This is a genomic window from Jiella mangrovi (assembly GCF_017815135.1).
Taxonomy (GTDB): Bacteria; Pseudomonadota; Alphaproteobacteria; order Rhizobiales; family Rhizobiaceae; genus Jiella; species Jiella mangrovi.
This window is the reverse complement of record NZ_JAGJCF010000026.1, coordinates 1-19034: the sequence shown is the minus strand read 5'-3', so window position 1 is coordinate 19034 and position 19034 is coordinate 1. Positions and strand designations below refer to the sequence as shown.

The window sequence follows — 19034 nt, the reverse complement described above, 5'->3', positions numbered from 1 at the left end:
AACCGCCGGCTCGCAAGGGCCCGGCGGCTTTGCCCGACAAAGACGGCGAACGGCCCCCGTTCGCCCGGCGGCAGGCCTCAGCCGGGGATCAGAATGATCTTCGGCGCCGGGGCGTCGCCCGCCAGAATGTCGGCGAAGGCTTGCGCCCCGGCCGCGAGCGGCCGCATCTGCGGCCAGTCGAGCGCCCCCAGACGGCCGTCGAAGATCGCCGCCGCCGTCTGCCTGAAATCCTCCTTCGTGTAGGTGTAGGTGCCGACGAAGGTGATTTCCTGAAGCGTCATGCGGCGAATATCGAGCCCGCCTTCGGCGCTGCCGAGGCCGATATGAACGATGATGCCCCCCGCTCTTGCGGCCCGCGTCGCAAGCGCCCGCGTCGCCTGGAAACCGACGCCGTCGACGATCACGTCGAAAGCTGCTGAAGATGGCTGCGCGGCCGCGTCGAAGATCTCGAAGGGCCCGGCCGATCTGATGGCGTCGTGACGCCGGGGATTGGTCTCGGCCACCGTCACCCGTTCAGCGCCCGCCGCCCGCAGCGACAGCGCCGCGCCAAGGCCGATCGCGCCACCGCCGATGACGAGGCACGATCCGGTCCGCACAGCGTCGGCGTCGTGGCGGAGCGCGACTCGCGCCGCGTGCCAGCCGCAGGCGATCGGTTCTGCGAGGCAGGCCTGTTCGGCCGAGACGCCATCGGGAATTTCGACGAGGTTCGCCGGCGGAATCGAAACATATTCGGCAAAAGCGCCGGGTCGCGGAGCCATCGAGATGATCTGCCGGTCGGGGCACAGGTTCTCGCGGCCCTTCAGGCAGGCCGCACATCGCCCGCAGGTCACGAGCGGATTGATGGTGACCCGCTTGCCGGCCATCGCGCCAGTCTTGACGGTGCCCGCCGCCTCATGGCCGAGAATGAGCTGCGGCGGGCGGCGCTCGTCATGGCCGAGATAGGCGTGCATGTCCGAGCCGCAGATGCCGACGGCCTCGACCTTGACGACGACCTCTTCCGCGCGCGCTTCGGGGTCGGGCACGTCGCGGTAATCCAGTTTCTCCGGAGCCGTATAGACGAGCGCTTTCATCGGGCCGTAAATCCTCCGTCGACGAAAAGCACCTGTCCGGTGACATAGGCCGAGGCGTTCGAGGACAGAAACAGAAGCGGTCCGCGCAGGTCCTCCATCTCGCCATTGCGGCCGATGCAGGTCTGGCGGGCATTCCTCTCGGCGAGTTCGGGGTCGGAGAAGACCGGCCCCGTCAGCTCCGTTGGAAAGAAGCCCGGCGCCAGCGCGTTGGCGTTGATGCCATGCTTCGACCAGGCCTCGGCCATGGCCCGCGTCAGCTGTTCGACGCCGCCCTTCGAGGCTCCATAGGCGATGCCGCCCGCAAACGCCCGGCGCGACTGCAGCGAGGCGAAGTTGACGATCCGGCCGAAGCCGCGGGCCTTCATGGCGGGCGCGAAGCGTTTGGCGAGCATGAAGGTGACCGTCAGATTGAGATGGATGGTCCGGTCCCAGCCATCGTCGGTGACGTCGTCGGCCGCTTCCCGTGTGTTGATCCCGGCGGCATTGATCAGGATGTCCGGCCCGCCGAACGGTTCCGCCGCCAGTTCCGCAATGTCGGCCAAAGCGTCGCGGTCGCCGAGATCGGCGGCGACGATCGCCGTCTCGCCGGTGGTCTCGGCCTGCCACGCCTCCAATCGCCCGACGCGGCGGGCGACACCGACGACCCGCGCGCCGGCCTGCGCCAGCATCGTCGCTGCGGCGCGGCCAAGACCGCTGCTCGCGCCGGTCACGCAGGCGACGCGGCCGGTGAGATCGAGGAGGTTCGTTGCGTCTGCCATGGCCAGCTTCAATCCGTCGCCGAAAGGTCGAAATTGGTGGTCGGAAAGTATTTCCTCAGCCGGATGTCGGCCGTGCGGGCATGGCCTTCCATGCCTTCGAGCCGCGAGATCCGGGCCGTCGCTTCGGCCACCGGACGCGACCCCTCGCGGGTGGCCCGCTGCCAGGTCACGATCTTCATGTATTTGTGCACCGACAGGCCGCCGGTGTAACGCGCCGCGCCCGATGTCGGCAGGACATGGTTGGTGCCGGACGCCTTGTCGCCATAGGCGACCGTCGTTTCCTCGCCGAGGAAGAGCGAGCCGTAGCATTTGAGGCGGCCGAGCCACCAGTCGAGATCCTCGGCCTGCACGGTCAGATGCTCGGGCGCGTAGTCGTCCGAGGTTTGCGCCATCTCTTCGCGATCGGCGCAAAGGATGACCTCGCCGAGATCGCGCCAGGCCGTGGCCGCGCTGTCGCGGTTGGGCTCGGGAAGCTCGGCGATCACCTTCGGCACGCGGTCGAGCACGGTCTCGGCGAGCTTGCGGTCGTCGGTCACGAGCCACACCGGCGAATTGTAGCCGTGCTCGGCCTGGCCGACGAGGTCGGCTGCGACGACGTCGTGATCGGCCGAGGCATCGGCGAGGATCAGGCTGTCGGTCGGGCCGGCGAACATGTCGATGCCGACGCGGCCGAAAAGCGCGCGTTTCGCCTCGGCGACGAACTGGTTGCCCGGGCCGACGAGGATGTCGGATGGCGGGGTCTCAAACAGCCCGAAGGCCATCGCGGCGACGCCCTGGACACCGCCGAGCGCCAGGATCGTGTCGGCGCCGCAAAGGTCGGCGGTGTAGAGGATCGCCGGATTGACGCCGATATCGGGGCGCGGCGGCGAACACACCGTGATATGCTCGCAGCCAGCGACCTTCGCCGTCGTCACCGTCATGATCGCCGAGGCGACATGGCTGTAGCGCCCGCCGGGCACATAGGCCCCGGCGGCTCTGACGGGGATGCTCTTCTGGCCGGCGACGAAGCCCGGCACGACCTCGTATTCGACGTCGCCGAGCGTTGCGAGCTGGCGCTCGGCAAAGCGTCGGACATTGTCGTGTGCGAAGCGAATGTCGTCCTTCAGCCGCTGCGAGACCTTCGAGCCGGCTTCGGCGATGGCGTCCTTGGTCACAACAGGCGGGCCATCGTAGCGGTCGAACTTAGCCGCATAACGAAGCGCGGCCTCCTCGCGTCCCGTCTCGATCTCGTCGAGGATCGAAAGGACAGTGTTACGGACGTCCTGGGCACTCGAGGCCGGTGCTTCGGCGGCTTTCTTCAGATATTGGCGGCTCATCGTGAATGACCTCTCGGCAGTGGCAATCGTGGCGGGGCGGGTTCGGTGGCGGTCAGAAGACCGGCATGGAAAGCGCCGGGATATAGGCGATCATCAAGACGATGATCAGCATGAACAGGACGAAGGGCACGGCCCACCAGGCGATCTTGAGGATCGGCTCGCCGGTGAGGCCCGCGGTGACGAAGAGGTTGAGCCCGAGCGGCGGCGTGATGAAGCCGACGCCGAGCGCGGTGATCATCATGACGCAGAACTGCAGCTCGCCCATGCCGATCTCGTCGGCGAGGGGCTTCAGGATCGGCGCGAGGATGACGATGTTGGGCGTCGTCTCCATCACGCAGCCGGCGGCGATCAGAACCACGATCATCAGGGCGATCACGAAGACCGGCTCGCTGGTGATCTGGGTGATCGAATAGACGAAGCCCTGGGGCACGTTGAGGGCCGCGAGCGCCTGGGCGAGCGGCAGCGAAAAGGCGATGATCGGCAGGATAACGCCGTTCACTTTCGCCGAGGAGAGCAGCATCGACGGGAAGTCCGCAAAGCTGAGAGTTCTGAGGATGAAACCCATGATGATGGTGACGACGACCGCGACGGCGCCGGCTTCGGTGGGTGTCAGGCGGCCCGAGAAAATGCCGTAGAAGATGATGCCGGGCACGAGAAAGGCATACCAGCCGCGCTTCAGCGACGAGCCGACATTGGATCGCCATTCGGCGAAGGAAATCGCCTCATTGTTCTCGAACGCCTTGATCCGGTTCATCACCGAATTGGTGACGAGAATGGACAGAAGGATCATGATGCCGGGGATGAGCGCGGCTTCGAAGAGGGTCGATGCCGAGATGCCGAGAACGAGGCCGATGACGATATAGGCGATCGACGGCGGGATCAGGATGCCGGTGCAGGCGCCGGCTGCCACCAGCGCGCAGGCATAGGGCCGGGGGTAGCCGGCTTCCGTCAGCCGGTCGATGGTCATCCGCCCGACCGCGGCAGCCCCCGCGGCGTCCGACCCCGAGATTGCCGAGAACATGCCGCAGACGAGAACCGTCGCCGAGCCGAAGCCGCTCCGTGACCACGAGGTGATCGCATCGGCGACGTCGAGAAACTTGCGGCTGAGACCGGTCCTGACCAGGACGTCGCCGGTGAGGATGAACAGCGGGATCGCCGTCAGGGCGAAGGCGTCGATACCGTCGAAGAGGGCCTCGCCGACCAGGGACAGCGGCAGAACGCCGGAAATGTAGAGCATCAAACAGGCGGCGACGCCGATCGCGGCCCAGACCGGCACCGCCAGCCCGCAAAGGACGACGAAGGCGATGACCGGGCCGTAGAAGGACCAGCCGAGATCGACCGTCTGTTGCTGAAGTTGTTGCCAGAGCATCGCGTCAAACCTCAATCGAACAGACGTTCGCCTTCATAGACCGGGGTTCCCGCAACAAGGCTGCGGGCATCGCGGATGATGGACTGGACGAGCCGGAAGACGACGAGCGCGAAGCCGATCGGCACGGCGGCGAGGAACCACACCATGGGAAGGCGCAGGCCATGGCTGACCGAGCCGAACTTCCATGAGACGGCGACCGTCTCGAAGGACCAGTAGAGCGCGATCACCGCGACGAGAAGCATGACGATGTCGCCGAAAATGTAGATCGCCGTCTTGGCGCGCCGGGGCACCAGCGCGGTCAGGATGTCGATGCGGATATGCGCTCTTTCCTTGATGGCCGCGGCAACACCGATCCAGGAGAGATAGATGAAGGAGTAGCGCACGACCTCCTCACCCCAGATCGAGGAATAGGAGAACACCTCGCGCCGCACGACCTCCACGGCCATGACGAGAACCAGGAGCGTGTAGAAGACGAGCAAGGCCCATCGTTCCAGATTTTTATCGACAGAAGCGAAGAAGGGACGCATCGGCGCCTCCTTTTTTCAGCGGGACGAAGACGGAACCGCGCAGGATCCGGTCCATCGGCAGGCCGTCGGGCGGGTCTGGAAAGACCGACAGCCGGGCGAGCCACGCGCGGCCGGGCGAGGGGGCGGGAGGTGGGGCGGTTGAGCCCGCCTTGCCGTCCCGGCCTGCCCGAAAGCGCCGGCGATGCGGCACTTTCAGGCCAGGGCGACAGGTCAGGCGTCGTTGACGTAGTATTTGCTGTCGGTCCCGGCGGCTTCCTCGAGCTTGGCGAAATTGTCCATCGAGCCTGCAAGATCGGCCTTGTAGCTGTCCCACTCGCTACGCTGATAGCCGCCCGCATCCTTCCACTCGGCAAGCTGATCGTCGCTGAGCGTATGGAACGCGACCCCGGCCTTGCGCATCTCGTACATGGCAAAGGCCCGGGCCGAGGGGACCTTGGCGAGGTTCTGCGCGGAGGTCATTTCCGAGGCCTCCTCGATCGCCTGCTTGAGCGCGTCGGGCAGGCCGTTGAACCATTCGAGATTGCAGGAATAGATCTGCGCGTCCGGCACCGCCTGGGTGAAGGTGACATTGGACAGGATGTCCTTGAAACCGAAGACGTATAGCGCTCCGACGGCGGGATCGAGAGCGTCGGCGACGCCCTGCTTGATGGCCGAGGGCGTTTCGCCCCAGGCGACCGGCGTCGGGTTGGCGCCGACCATCCGGTAATATTGCTGGAGCATCTCGGAGCCCGGCACGCGGAACTTCACGCCATTCAGATCGCCGGGCACCAGGACGGGCTTGTCCTCGCCCTTGCGCATGGCGACGACGCGCGGATCGATGACGACGTAAAAGAGCGGCTTGAAGCCACGCTCCTCAATCTTCGGATGGACCTCGCTCTTCCAGGCCTCGGACTTGACCAGATTGACGAAGCGCTGGTTCGATCCGCAGAAATAGGGAAGGTTGATGAGGTCGACCGCCGGGGCGAAGGGCGCGAAGTTCGAAATCGAATGCTGCGCCGCCTGAATGGTGTCGCTCTGCACCTTCTGGACCAGCGCGCCGCCGGCGCCCAGTTGCCCGCCCGGTGCGAGCTTCACATAGATGCGGCCATCGGAGAGGTTCTGGATGTTCTCCTTCAGGTCGAGCTGCATGATCGGATAGCTGCGCGATGCGCCGAGGACATAGGCCGTCGCGATCGTCATGGTCTGTTCGGCGGCGGCCTCGCGCTCGCGCTCTTCATTGGCGGTTCGAGCAGCGGCCGCGTCGGACCACAGCGTTCCCGCCGCCCCCGCGACGAGAGCGGCGGTGAAGCTTCCCGCCGCCGTGAGCTTGAGAAAGTTGCGGCGCTCGTTGCTTTCGATTTCAGCTTTCACAGTCTTGCTGGTCATGCGATCTCCTCCCGAGATAACGTGTCAGTGCTGGTGTGATCTGGGCTCGTGCGAACTGGGCTCGTTTGATCTGGCCCTGGCTTCGCTGCACAGCGTCCCGATGACGAACAGGACGCTCACCGCGATCATCATCAAGAGCTCGCCCGTCCGCCCGACGACGACCGTTCCGGCGGACGCGCCGACGAAGACGTTCGCGATGAAGGCGAGAAAGACGACGAGCGCGGCGACGAGCCAGATTTTGGGATTTTTCATCAGTCAGGCCCTCCCAAGCCGAACTGGATTTTTTGTAAGCGCTTACATTTCATTTGGCAAGCGCTTTCATTGCCGGCAAAACGGGCTATCTTTGCAAAGAGCCTCAGCCAGCGCCGAAAAGCCGCATGTCTCGAGGCACATGGGGCGATAATTCATGGACGTGTCCGCCAAGCCGAAACTCGACGACGTCGCGCGTGTGGCGGGTGTTTCGACGGCGACGGTGTCGCGGTGCCTCAACGAGCCGGCAAAGGTCACCTCGAAGACGCGGGAGAGGGTTCTTTCAGCGGTCGAGGCGCTGGGCTACACCCCGAATTTCGGCGGTCGGGCGCTGGCTTCCCGCAAGACGCATACGGTCGGCGCCGTCATTCCGACGATGGAGAACGCGATCTTCGCGCGCGGTTTGCAGGCCTTTCAGGAGGCTCTCGCCGAGGCTGGCGTCAATCTGCTCGTGGCGAGCTCGGGCTATGACGCCGAACGCGAAGCCGCGCAGATCCGGGCGCTCGTCGGGCGCGGGGCGGATGGCATCCTCCTGATCGGAACGGCGCGTCCTGAAAAGACGCGCGCATTCCTCAAGCGCTTCGCCACCCCTTGCGTGATCGCCTGGTCGATCGGCGGCCCCGGCGACGTCTATGTCGGCTTCGACAATGTGGCGGCGGCCAGGGCCATCGCAGAGAGGGTGATCGCCTTCGGCCATCGAAGGATCGCGATGATCTCGGGCATCACGGCGATGAACGATCGCGCGGCGGGCCGGATCGCGGGCGTGCGGGCGGCTTTGAGCGAGGCCGGGCTTTCGCCCGAGGGTCTCGTCGTCGAGGAAGTGCGATACGCCTTCGACGAAGCGGGCGTGGCGTTGCACCGCCTGATGGCGGCCCCGGAGCCGCCGACCGCGATCATCTGCGGCAACGACGTTCTGGGCGTCGGCGCGATCGTCGCCGCCAGGCGGCGCGGCCTGACCGTACCTTGCGACCTGTCGATCACGGGCTTCGACGACATCGACATCGCCGCCCTCGTCGAGCCCGGGCTGACGACCGTGCATGTTCCCCATCGCCGCATGGGCCTGGCTGCCGCCAAGGCGCTGCTGGACCTCATCGAGGGGCAGCCGCAGGACCGCCACGTCTCGATCGAGACATCGATCATCGAGCGCGGCTCGCTCGGGCCGGCGCCGCGATCCTCCAGCATCGGGCGTTAACTTCGCATCGCCCGATGCTGGAAATTCTCTCTGGCGCGCCGGCTTTTCGAAAAACCGGATTCCACTTTTTCGCCCGGCGCTCTCGGGAAAATCGAAACCGGTTTTCGGGCCGATGTCTTCGTCAGCCGGCGAGGCCGATCTCGACGGCGGTGATCGCCAGGGACAGGAGCACCAGCGTCTCGCCGACGACCATCGCCACATGGCGCCAGCCGAGCTGCAGCATGTCCTTCATGTTGGTGCGCACGCCGAGGGCCGAGATGGCGATGACGAGAAGCCAGCCGGACAGGTCGACCGCAACATCGGCGACGACCGGCGGCAGCAGGCCGAAACTGTTGATCGCCGTCAGAACGGCGAAGCCGATGACGAAGGGCGGCAGGCGGACCGACTTGGTGCTGCCCTTCCGCTTGCCTGCGAGCGCGAGCACGATGATGACCAGAACGACCGGCAGCATGGTGACGCGCAACAGCTTGATGATCGTCGCGACATCGCCGACCTCGGTCGAGATCGAATAGCCCGCGCCGACGACCTGCGCGACGTCGTGGATCGTCGCCCCGACCATGAAACCGCTCTGGTTCTGGGAAAAGCCGAGAAGCGTGAAGAGGATCGGATAGAGGATCATCGCGATCGTCGAGAGCGCGGTCACCGAGACGACGGTGAAGAGCAGATTGCGTTCGGTCTTCTCGTTGTGGGGAATGACCGAGGCGATGGCGAGCGCGGCCGAGGCGCCGCAGATCGCCACCGAACCGCCGGTGAGCAGCGAAAATCGCCACTGCTTGTCGAAGATCCGCCCGAAGACGAAGCCCGTTGCGATCGTCAGGGCGATGAGGCCGATCACCGTCGCGAAGGTCGATATTCCGAGCGACGCGATGTCGCTCGTCGTGATCCGGGCCCCCAGAAGCACGATGCCGATGCGCAGAAGCGTCTTGGAGGAGAATTCGAGGCCGGCCCTGAACCGCGCGTCCTCGGCGAGGAAATTGAATGCCATGCCGATGAGGAGCGCGAACAGCATCACCGGGGCATTGTAGTGATCGGCGACGAAACGCGCCGCCGCCGCCACGACAAGGGCAAGCAGAATGCCGGGAAACAGGGGCCAGTAGCGGGTCTTCAAAGCGGCGGGCGTGAGTGCGGACATGGGGCCTTGGATCGTCGAAGGGCAGGCGTGTGGCCGTGCCGCAAGATGTTGAGCGGTGAGGGGAGGGCGGCCGGGCTAAAGCTCGGCCTGGTAGTGACACTCGTCGGTCAGGCAGGTGGACAGGCGGTGTTCGATCGGGGTGTCGTCGAGAGCCATCGCCACGCGCTCGATGATCAGGACGGGGCGTCCCGCCTCGCAGCCGAGATGGGAGGCGGCGGCCTCGTCGACCAAGGCGGCTTTCAGCTTTTCCTCGGCCTTGCCGATGGTGATCCCGAATTCTTCCGAATAGAGCGCATAGACATTGTTGGGAATGTCCGCCATGTCGCCGAGCTGCGGGAAGCGCGAGACCGGAAGCCTGATCCGCTCGAAGATCACCGGCTTGCCGCCGAGCTGACGGATCCTGTCGATCCACCAGACCTCGGCCTTGGCGGGCAATGCGAGCCGGGCGCAGTCAGCGGCACTGGCCTTCGAGCGTCCGCGCCCGACGATCTGGCTCAGCGGAAACAGCCTCTCACCCCCGTCGGCGACCATGCGGAAGAACTTGAAGAGGATCCGCCCCTCTTCGGGCAAAGCGACGAACGTCCCCCGGCCCTGGCGGCGCAACAGAAGGTGCTCGGCCGTCATCGCGTCGAGCGCCTTGCGCACGGTCCCCTGGCTGACGCCGAGTTCCTTGGCGAGCTGAAACTCGCTCGGCAGCATCATCCCGGGTGTCCAGGATCCGGAGATCAGCCGCTTAAGCAGGGTATCACGCACCTGGACGTAAAGGGGCCTGAAAGCCGGCGCTTCGGAAATCGTCTCGCTCATCCGTGCCATCATCCCAAAAGCGCCGCCCGAAGGCTCATCGCGAGCGCCATCGGGCCCTCGAGCCCTCGCCCCATTCGATTTCCCGGTCGCTCAAAAATCATAATATATATCTTATACAAGACTAGATGAAAATGCAAAGAAGCTTTGTTCCGGAGCGCCGCTGCGTCCGCTCGGGCGCGCAGGGACCGCTCGATCTCTCCGATGCTGCAGGCCGTCGCGGCCCGGCCCGGCGAGACTGCGGCTTCCCCGCCGCGACGACCCGAAGTCCGCGCGAAGGCGGTGCTCATCCCCCCGGCCGCAGACCGATCTTCGAAAAGGAAGCGCGAAGGACGGCCCGGCACGCAGAGCCTCGAGCAGGCCTAAACGCCTGCTTGAGACTGCGCCGGTCACCGGGCGTCTCGCCCAAACCCCGCAAAACGGTCTGACAGACTGACAATCAGTCGCTATCGGTTGTATTGCGATGGAAACTGGTGTCCTGATTGCACCGCGATGCCGAACGGTCACCGACGCTTGGTGTCGTTCGCCAGCGCCTCGATACGGCGGGCTTGCGCGATATCGAGGGCCGGACGGGATCGCTTGGCTGGCCTTGGGCTGTGAAAAGAGCGGTCCGAGCTGGCCGAGCGGATATGAGGGAGACGCTGATGGGCCTGTGGGGCAGGCTCGCTTTGGCGAATGCCGTGCTGGTCGTCGCGACGGCTACCGTCGTTGGAACCTTGAGCTTCTACACTTTGCGCGCGCTCGTCGTGCCGAGCGCGCTGGAGCAGATCGAACGCCATCTGCGCCTTGTCTCCGATCCCATTGCGGAAATCGCCGACACAGCGGCGAACGACGTCCTTTCCGCGACCGCCCTCAGCGCCGTCGCCGGGATCGTCAGGGCTGCCGGTAACGGCGGTGTCGATCCGGAAGGCGGCATTGCGATCGACGTCTGGCGCGCAAGGCTGGCGCAGTTCTTCCTGCGCCAGCTCCAGGTCGAACCGAGCTATCTTCAGTTCCGTTTCATCGGCGTCGAAGACGGGGGACGGGAGATCGTCCGCGTCAATCGGTCACCGGCGGGAAACGGGGTTTACGTCGTTCAGGACGCCGCGCTGCAGCGAAAGGGAAGTCGCCCCTATTTTCGCGATACGGTCGCGGCATCGAAAAACCGTGTCAACCTCACGCCGATCGAACTCAACGAAGAAGAGGGTGAAATCGAGACGCCCCTGAAACCCGTCTTTCGTGCCGCAACGCCGGTGGTCGCGCCTGATGGCCGGCCCTTCGGCATTCTGATCATCAATATCGACCTGCGGGTCTTTTTCGCCGCGATGCGAGCGGCGACGGGACCCGAGCGGTCGATCTATGTGGCGAACGAAGCCGGGCAGATCCTTTTCTCGCCCGACGGCAGGGACGATTTTGCGTTTCAACGCGGCGGGTCGGCCCGCATCGGCGATGTGTTTCCCGCCCTTGGCACCGCCGTCGCCCAGCGCCGCGAGGTCCGTGAGGTCACCACGGATCGGAGTGGCGACACGTTCGGCGTCGTCTTCCAACCGATGGTTCTGGCCGGGTCCGAGCCGATCTTCGTTGTCGAAGCCGTACCCTACGATGTGTTGACGTCCATCGCCGACGCACCCCAGAGATCGATCCTTCTCGGTGCCATCATCGCTGCCGTCTGCGCCATCGCGCTTGCGCTCCTGGTCGCGCGGGGCCTCGTGCGGCCAATCCATGCGATGACGCGGGGCGCCGAGGCGATGGAGCGGGGCGAGCGGCCGAAACTGCCGACAAAGGCCGGCGGCGAGATCGGGACGCTCGCCCGCGCCTTCGAAAGCATGGCGAGCGAGGTGGAAGAAAAGCGCTCTTCGCTGACCCGGGCGCTCGCCGAGCAGCAGCGGATCAACGCCGAACTTCGCGACAAGACGCAGCGCGAGCGGCTCTTGAGCGCGGCGGTCGAGACGTCGCAGGATGCGATCTTCATCCTCGATCTTAAGGGCCGCATACAGACCTGGAATCAGGCGGCGGAGCGCCTTTACGGCTACAGCGCAGCCGAGATGGTCGGAAACGATACCGACAAGATCATTCCGGCGGATCGCAAGGACGAGAGGGACGATTTTCTGGACAAGGTCCGTCACGGCGAGAAGATCCATCTCTTCGAGACCGTGCGGGTCAAGAAGGACGGGACGCCGGTCGATGTCTCCTTGAACATTTCGCCGGTGCGCGACATCGACGGCAGGCTGATCGGTGCCTCGAAGATCGCACGCGACATCTCCGATCGCAAACGGGCCGACGCCGAGGCCGCCGCCCAGACCGAGGGTCTCAAGCGCTCGAACGCCGAGCTGGAACAGTTCGCCTATGTCGCCGCCCACGATCTGCAGGAACCGCTGCGGATGGTGGCAAGCTACACCGAGCTTCTCGCGCAGCGATACAAGGGGCAGCTGGACGAACGCGCCGACAAGTACATCGCCTATGCCGTCGACGGGGCCAAGCGCATGAAGCTCCTGATCAACGATCTCCTGTCCTTTTCGCGTATCGGCACCAAGGCCGCGCCGCTCGTGCCTGTCGAGACACGCGCCATCGTCGATGCGGTCGTCCTCGACCTTGATCAAACGCTTCGAGAGACGAACGCGACGGTGAAGGTCGGTGAACTTCCCGCCGTGGAAGGAGACCGCAGTCAGCTCAGCCAGTTGTTCCAGAACCTGATCGGCAATGCGGTGAAGTTCCGCTCCGACGCGCCGCCGCTGGTCGAGATCAGGGCCGAGCAGAACGACGAGGACTGGCTCTTTTCCGTCGCAGACAACGGCATCGGGATCGATCCGCAATATGGCGAGCGCATCTTCCAGATGTTTCAGAGGCTGCACGAGCGTGAGCGCTACGCGGGCAGCGGGATCGGCCTTGCAGTCGCCAAGAAGATCGTCGAGCGCCATGGCGGGCGGATCTGGTTCGATTCCCAACCCGGTGCCGGGACAACGTTCTACATTTCGTTTCCCAAGATGACCGAGAGGCTTTCATGACCGCCCCCATCAAGGTCCTTCTCGTGGAGGACAACCCGGCCGACGCCGATCTGACGATCGAAACCTTCGACATGAGCAAGCTCAAGATCGAGCTGTCGGTCGCAAGGGACGGTGTCGAGGCTCTCGCCATGCTTCGTGGGGAAACAAAAGACAGCGACGCGACGATACCCGATCTGATGCTTCTGGATCTCAACCTGCCCCGCAAGGGCGGGCGGGAACTGCTTGCCGACATCAGGGGGGACGAGAGGTTGCGCTCAATCCCGGTCGTCATCCTGACGTCTTCGGAGGCGGAGCGCGACATCGTCGAGAGCTATGCGCTGGGCGCCAACTGCTACGTCACCAAGCCCGTGGGGCTCGAGGCGTTCCAGCAGATCGTCCAGGCCGTCGAGGATTTCTGGTTCACCGTGGTGAAATTGCCGCCCAGCCGACAGTAACGGAAACCCACCTTGTGCATCGCGCCGCCGACCGTCGGTCGGCCAGGGACGTCACTTGCCTCGGGGCGGCGTTTGATGGCGGGCTTCAATGCGCCGAGCTGGCGCCGCCTGCCATAACGGAAGGAGTCACGCTGCGCAGGTGCCCGCCACTGCGAGCAAGCAACATGCCCGTGCTGCCATCGCGCTTCGGCGCATGGATTGCGCAATCCACGGCATCCATCAACTGCGCTGGCGTGAAGGGTTTGCGCAACGAGGCCGACGCGCCGTGCTCGACCGCCATCTTGAGGAAGTCGATCCCACCCTCAGCGGCAAACTGGACGGCATGGCCGGAAATGGCGATGACCGGAAGCTCGGGAAAGTCGGCTTTCATCAACTGGATGGTGGCGATGCCGTCGAGATCCGGCATGAAGATGTCGACGACGACGGCGTCGAAGTGATGCGTGCGCATGAGGTCCAGCCCTTCACGCCCGCCACCCGCAGACCGGCTGGTGTAGCCCCGCGCTTTGAGGATCGCCTCGATCGCCCGCCTTACGTCGGCTCTATCGTCGATGATGAGAATGCGAGGCATGCTTCCTCCTTCCTGGTGTGAACCGAGGCAGACTGCCCGCAGGTCATGTTTCCGGTGGGAACGTACGGTTGTCACGACCTCCACACGCCTTGATCCTAGATTAACAAATCTTTTACCATCTGCAATAGCAGGAAATACGTAGGATACATCATAAACACTGTTGTATTCGCGAATCGTATGGAGAATTTATCGTCATATACGGGAATTTAGCCTCTATAATATTTTATTATATTACCGGATGATTATTTTTATACACGACAATCAATTTACGAGCCTATTCATGGCGAAAGAATAGTAAACGCGGCAAATCATCACATCACGGGACAGCTGTAAGTAAATGTTACTTACTAATTAGAGTGCAAGATTGGTTCGTTGAAGGTTTTGTCAGTCCTTACATTTCTATGGGCATTGTATTCCCGCGCAACTTCCGGTCTACTCCCGCCTACGCCAGGCGGATGACCGGAAAGCGTGATGACGAGCATAAAATCACAACTCTCGCAGATCGAGGCCAAGAGTCGCCATCAGGCTCTCGTTTCTCTTCTGCTCGTCGAAGACAACCCCGCCGATGCCGACATCGTGGGGGAAATGCTCAGTCTCGTCGGCGACGGAACCGACTATGTGGTGCGTCACGTCGCGACGCTGGCGGCGGCGTCGGCCCTCCTCGAAAGTGAGCCGGTGGACGTCATTCTTCTCGACCTGCGGCTGCCCGATGCGCAAGGCGTGGAGGCCGTTCGGGCGATCCAGTCGGTTTCGCCGGAAGCGCCGATCGTCGTTCTGACGGGGATCGCCGACGAGGATGCCGCGCTCCAATGCATCGACGCCGGTGCGCAGGATTATCTCGCCAAGGACGAGCTCCAGCCCCTGCGCCTGCGACGCACCATCGGCTATGCGGTCGCGCGGCTGAGGGAGACGCAGCTTCGCGAGATGCAGACGGTTCTCAGCCATTACCGGGCCTTGTCGTCGTCCGGCGCGCATACAAGCGTGACAGCGACCGTGACCGGCGTCGGAGCCCTGCGCGATCGCGATCCGGGGTTCTTCGGCGACATGATCGAAGATTACACCACCCTTCTTGCCAGATACATCGAGCGGCTCACCCGCGACAGCGAAAAACCCAAGGACATCATGGGCCGGATCTCCACCGCGATCGGCGATGCCGGTGGAGGTCCTCGCGACCTCCTGGATATCCACGTAGCCGCGCTCGAGCGCTCGGTCCACCGCATTCCGTCGGAGCGCGCCAGCGCGACGGTCATAGAGGGTCGGCTGCTGGCTCTGGAGATGATGGGCCTGCTTGTGGATTACTACCGGACCGGCAGTAGTCGTCGCTTTGGCGCGAGGGGTCCGAAATGATCTATCGACTGCGCTTGTTCATCACCGGCCGCACGCCGCACTCCATACGGGCGCTCGATAATCTCCGATCGATCTGCGAGACGGAACTCGCGGGGCGCTATGAGGTCGAGATCATCGACGTTCTTGAAAATCCCGGTCTTGCCGATATCGAAAAGATCCTCGCGACGCCGACACTGGTGCGCAAACTGCCCGAACCGGTTCGCAAGATCATCGGCGACCTCAGCGACCGCGAGAAGGTCCTGCTCGGCCTCGACGTCTATTCAACTCATCACGAAAACGCATCGATTCAAACAGGAAAAGAGTGATGGCGGACGTCACCGACTGGCAGATAGAGCGCATGCCCACCGGGATCCCTGGCTTCGACCAGGTCACCAATGGCGGGCTGCCGAGGAATCGCACCGCCGTCGTGGCCGGGACCGCGGGAAGCGGAAAGACGATTCTTGCGCTGCAGTTTCTGGTGATGGGCTTGCGCAAATATGATGAAACCGGCGTCTTCGTGACCTTCGAGGAAAGCCCCGAGGACCTGATCCACAACGTTCGTTCCTTCGGCTGGGATCTTGCGGGAGAGGTCGAGAAAAAGCGGCTCGCCATCGTTGATGCCACCCCCGAACCAGGGGACGTTCAGATCGAGAGCGGCGCTTTCGACCTGTCGGGACTGATGGCGCGGATCGAACATGCGGTCCGGGAGGTCAACGCAAAACGCGTCATCCTCGATGCCATCGGCGCCCTGTTCCCGCAATTCACCGACCCCAACCTCGTGCGCCGCGAATTGCATCGGATCGGCGCTGGCCTCAGGAAACTCGGCGTCACCACCCTCATGACCCTCGAGCGCCTCGACGACGACGGGGCCGTCGGACGCTTCGGTGTCGAGGAGTTCGTCGCCGACAACGTCGTCATTTTGCGCAATCGGCTCGATCAGGAAAAGCGCCGCCGGACGATCGAGATCCTCAAGTTTCGCGGCGGCATGCACCAGAAGGGAGAATACACCTTCACCGTCGATGCCGACGAGGGCGTCAGCATCCTGCCGCTCTCGGCGATCGAGCTGAAACAGGGCTCGTCGAACAAGCGCGTCTCCTCCGGCATCGAGGAACTCGACCGCATGTGCGGCGGCGGCATGTACCGCGACTCCATCATCCTCGTCAGCGGCGCCACCGGCACCGGCAAGACCCTGACGGTCGCTCACTACATCAATGCGGCGATCCAGGCGGGCGAGCGCGCGATCCTCTTTGCCTCGGAAGAAAGCCGCGAGCAGCTGACGCGCAACGCCAATTCCTGGGGCATCGATTTCGAAGGGGCCGAAAAATCCGGCCTGTTGCGGATCGTCTGCCGTTATCCGGACATCATGGGTCTTGAAGACCATCAGCTGCAGATGCGGCGCGAGATCGACGCCTTCAAACCCGCGCGGATCGCCGTCGACAGCCTCTCCGCCTTCGAGAAGGCTGGAACCCGGCGGTCTTTCCGCGAATTCGTCATCGGCTTCACGAGCTACGTCAAATACCTGGAGATCACCGGGCTGATCACCGACACGACGGCGATGCTCATGGGCGGGCAGTCCATCACCGAGACGCACATCTCGACGGTGACCGACACCATTCTCCTGTTGCGCTATGTCGAGTTGCACGGCGAGATGCGCCGCGGGCTGATGATCCTGAAGATGCGCGGAACCCAGCATCAGAAGGATATTCGCGAATACAACATCGACGGACAGGGGATGCATATCGGCGCCCCCTTCCGCGGCATTCACGGGATCATGACCGGAACGCCCACCTATATGTTCACTCGTGAACGCGAGCATCTCGCTGAGATGTTCAGCCCCGAGACGCCGCCGCCGCCGCCGCCAAAGATTTGAGGTGGTGACGCGTGCAGTCCAAAGCCTTTCGATTGCTGCTGGTCGAAGACAACCCTGGCGACGCGGATCTCGCGCGCGAGTGGATCGGCGGCATGCTCGACATCGAGATCAACGTCGAGAGCGTCGAGACCCTGAACACCGCCATAAAGGCTCTCAGCCGCACGACGTTCGACGGCATCATCCTCGATCTCAACCTGCCGGATACGACGGGCGAGGCGACCCTGGACCGCCTGCTGCCCGTCTCGTCCAAGACACCGATCGTCATCTTCGCCGGCGCGACGTCGGGAATGGAAGTTGCGAAACTGGCGCGCAAGGCCGGTGTCCTCGGCATTGTCGCCAAGGATGACTCGCCCTCCCAGCATCTGGAACAGAGCGTCCGCTCCATGCTGGATCTGGCCAGCGCGGAGCGGCAGCACGATCAGTTCCGCAGCCTCGTCACGGTGATGCCGGACGCAGTGGTGGTCACCGACCCGTTGGGGCGCGTCCAGTTTCTCAACCCAGCGGCCCGCCAGCTGCTCGGCCGCAACGAGGACGATTTCCTCGGCGAGCTGATCGATTTCGCCGTCGAGGTCGGCCGGGTCTCGGATCTGGAGATCCTGCGGCCCGGGGGCCGGCGCTCGGTCGAGCTTCGTGTTGCCGAGTGCACATGGGATTACCGGCCAGCCTTTCTTGCGACGATGCGTGACGTGACCGAGGAGAAGCGCCTCGCCGATCAGTTGCGCCACACACAGAAGATGGAAGCGCTCGGCCTTCTGGCCGGAGGCGTTGCCCACGACATCAACAATCTGCTGCTGGTGATGATGCTCTATGCCGAGCTGATCCGGGGCGCGGAGGAGCCTGCGCTGTTTCACGACGAGGCGTCGGAGATCGTCGATGCCGTGTCCCGGGCGCAGGCGCTCACCCGCCAGTTGCTGACATTCTCGCGGCGCCAGCCGGTGGAGAAGGTGGTCTTCAACGTCACCGACGTCGTGACCGGCATGCATGCCATGCTGCGCCGCCTGATGCCGATCGAAATCGAGATCACCTCTTTGATCGACGACGGCGTCTGGCCGACGATCGGTGACGGAAACCAGCTCGAGCAGGTGCTGATGAATCTCGCGGTCAATGCACGCGACGCGATGCCGAAAGGCGGCCATTTTACGATCAGGCTGGAGAACCACACCCTCGCCCAGGATTGGGAAGGCATGCCGAAGGGCGACTATATCCGCCTCAAGGTCAGTGACGACGGCTGCGGGATCGGCCCGGCCGAAAGAGACCACATCTTCGAGCCCTTCTTCACCACCAAGGCGCGCGGGCAGGGAACCGGCCTTGGACTGGCGACGAGCTACGCCATCGTCATGCAGATGGGCGGGCATATCTCTTTTGAAAGCAAGGTCGGCGCCGGCACGACCTTCTCGATCCTGCTGCCCAGGGCGGAAAGCGAACTGCTCGATCAGGCCGAGACCGCCGTTCCGCCCGACCGCCTGCGAGGAAACGAAACGGTGCTCGTGGTCGACGACGATCAAGCCGTCGCGAGGGCCGCTCGCAGGATCCTCGAACGCAAGGGCTACCGCGTCTTTTCGGCCGCGAACGGGGCGGAGGCCCAGACCCTCCTTGGGAGCGCGGACGGCAAGACGGTCGATCTCGTGCTCAGCGACGTCGTCATGCCGCTCATCGGCGGACCGGAGCTGGCGAAATTCGTCATCGCCCACCATCCCGGCACGCCCGTCGTCCTCATGACGGGATATAGCGACCATCCGATCGCGCGCCAGGAAGGCGAAAGCACGATCCAGGGCTACCCGGTGCTCCTGAAGCCGTTCCGGCCGGAAGAGCTGCTCGTCCTGCTTCGTGAAGTCTTCGACCGGACCGCCGACAAGCCGAAGCGCTCTTGAGCGTGGACTTGATTGAGAAGGCGCATCATTCGACGCTTCGTCATTCTCGGGCCTCGTCCCGAGAATCCTGTGTGTTCGAATTGGTGTATGGTGGGAGGCGGGAAGGAGGCCGAGAGAATCCTGGTCGTCCGCAAGGCAGACCGGTGCCTGGCATGGCCCCTTCCCGCGCCGTCTTCGAAACCTGAACAGTTGCATGAGGCTG

Annotated in this window: 17 protein-coding genes; 7 read left to right on the top strand and 10 right to left on the bottom strand. The window is 64.0% G+C overall.

Going from position 1 to position 19034, the window contains the following annotated elements; all coding sequences use genetic code 11:
* Positions 1-77: 77 nt before the first annotated feature.
* From J6595_RS21495 to J6595_RS21465, 7 genes are all read right to left on the bottom strand, one after another.
* The gene (locus J6595_RS21495) at positions 78-1070 is read right to left on the bottom strand and encodes an alcohol dehydrogenase catalytic domain-containing protein (protein WP_209597626.1); all 993 of its coding nucleotides are present in this window, start codon (positions 1068-1070) and stop codon (positions 78-80) included.
* Positions 1067-1828, bottom strand: a complete 762-nt coding sequence (locus tag J6595_RS21490; protein WP_209597624.1) for an SDR family NAD(P)-dependent oxidoreductase — start codon at positions 1826-1828, stop codon at positions 1067-1069. Before J6595_RS21490 ends, J6595_RS21495 begins: the two co-directional genes overlap by 4 nt.
* A gap of 8 nt (positions 1829-1836) precedes the next feature.
* Positions 1837-3144, bottom strand: a complete 1308-nt coding sequence (gene hisD, locus J6595_RS21485) for a histidinol dehydrogenase (RefSeq protein ID WP_209597622.1) — start codon at positions 3142-3144, stop codon at positions 1837-1839.
* Between the two features lie 52 nt (positions 3145-3196).
* Positions 3197-4513 (bottom strand): TRAP transporter large permease, encoded by a 1317-nt coding sequence (locus J6595_RS21480; RefSeq protein ID WP_209597620.1) that lies wholly within the window; start codon positions 4511-4513, stop codon positions 3197-3199.
* A gap of 11 nt (positions 4514-4524) precedes the next feature.
* Positions 4525-5040: a TRAP transporter small permease gene (locus J6595_RS21475; protein ID WP_209597618.1), complete on the bottom strand. Its 516-nt coding sequence runs from the start codon at positions 5038-5040 to the stop codon at positions 4525-4527.
* Between the two features lie 210 nt (positions 5041-5250).
* Entirely contained in the window at positions 5251-6405 is a 1155-nt protein-coding gene (locus tag J6595_RS21470; protein WP_209597616.1) for a TRAP transporter substrate-binding protein, read from the bottom strand.
* A gap of 24 nt (positions 6406-6429) precedes the next feature.
* A complete protein-coding gene (locus J6595_RS21465; protein ID WP_209597614.1) occupies positions 6430-6657 on the bottom strand; it encodes a hypothetical protein in 228 nt (75 codons plus the stop codon).
* Between the two features lie 154 nt (positions 6658-6811).
* On the opposite strand from J6595_RS21465, the gene J6595_RS21460 reads away from it, so the two are divergent.
* On the top strand, positions 6812-7846 hold the full coding sequence (locus J6595_RS21460) for a LacI family DNA-binding transcriptional regulator (protein ID WP_209597612.1): 1035 nt from the start codon (positions 6812-6814) through the stop codon (positions 7844-7846).
* 121 nt (positions 7847-7967) lie between these two features.
* On the opposite strand, the gene J6595_RS21455 is transcribed toward J6595_RS21460, so the two are convergent.
* Together J6595_RS21455 and J6595_RS21450 are read right to left on the bottom strand one after the other, a co-directional pair.
* Positions 7968-8978, bottom strand: a complete 1011-nt coding sequence (locus J6595_RS21455) for a YeiH family protein (protein ID WP_209597610.1) — start codon at positions 8976-8978, stop codon at positions 7968-7970.
* 75 nt (positions 8979-9053) lie between these two features.
* Positions 9054-9782, bottom strand: coding sequence for a GntR family transcriptional regulator (locus J6595_RS21450; RefSeq protein WP_209597608.1), 729 nt, complete (start codon positions 9780-9782; stop codon positions 9054-9056).
* Positions 9783-10408: 626 nt separating this feature from the next.
* On the opposite strand from J6595_RS21450, the gene J6595_RS21445 reads away from it, so the two are divergent.
* Complete coding sequence (locus tag J6595_RS21445; RefSeq protein ID WP_209597606.1) at positions 10409-12763, top strand: sensor histidine kinase; 2355 nt, start codon at positions 10409-10411, stop codon at positions 12761-12763.
* A complete protein-coding gene (locus J6595_RS21440; protein WP_209597604.1) occupies positions 12760-13197 on the top strand; it encodes a response regulator in 438 nt (145 codons plus the stop codon). Before J6595_RS21445 ends, J6595_RS21440 begins: the two co-directional genes overlap by 4 nt.
* Positions 13198-13282: 85 nt before the next feature.
* Here J6595_RS21440 and J6595_RS21435 read toward each other — a convergent pair whose 3' ends face one another.
* Positions 13283-13765, bottom strand: coding sequence for a response regulator (locus J6595_RS21435; RefSeq protein WP_245199032.1), 483 nt, complete (start codon positions 13763-13765; stop codon positions 13283-13285).
* A 471-nt stretch (positions 13766-14236) separates the two neighbouring features.
* Between J6595_RS21435 and J6595_RS21430 the strand changes: the two genes are divergently transcribed.
* Genes J6595_RS21430 through J6595_RS21415 form a run of 4 tightly spaced genes read left to right on the top strand, consistent with a single transcriptional unit; the run spans position 14237 to position 18832 of the window.
* Entirely contained in the window at positions 14237-15112 is an 876-nt protein-coding gene (locus tag J6595_RS21430) for a response regulator (protein WP_209597600.1), read from the top strand.
* Positions 15109-15417 (top strand): circadian clock protein KaiB, encoded by a 309-nt coding sequence (gene kaiB / locus J6595_RS21425; protein WP_209597598.1) that lies wholly within the window; start codon positions 15109-15111, stop codon positions 15415-15417. Before J6595_RS21430 ends, kaiB begins: the two co-directional genes overlap by 4 nt.
* The gene (gene kaiC / locus J6595_RS21420) at positions 15417-16961 is read left to right on the top strand and encodes a circadian clock protein KaiC (RefSeq protein ID WP_209597597.1); all 1545 of its coding nucleotides are present in this window, start codon (positions 15417-15419) and stop codon (positions 16959-16961) included. The genes kaiB and kaiC overlap by 1 nt, the downstream gene beginning before the upstream one ends.
* Before the next feature lie 11 nt (positions 16962-16972).
* Positions 16973-18832, top strand: a complete 1860-nt coding sequence (locus J6595_RS21415) for a response regulator (RefSeq protein WP_209597596.1) — start codon at positions 16973-16975, stop codon at positions 18830-18832.
* The last annotated feature ends 202 nt before the right edge of the window (positions 18833-19034 follow it).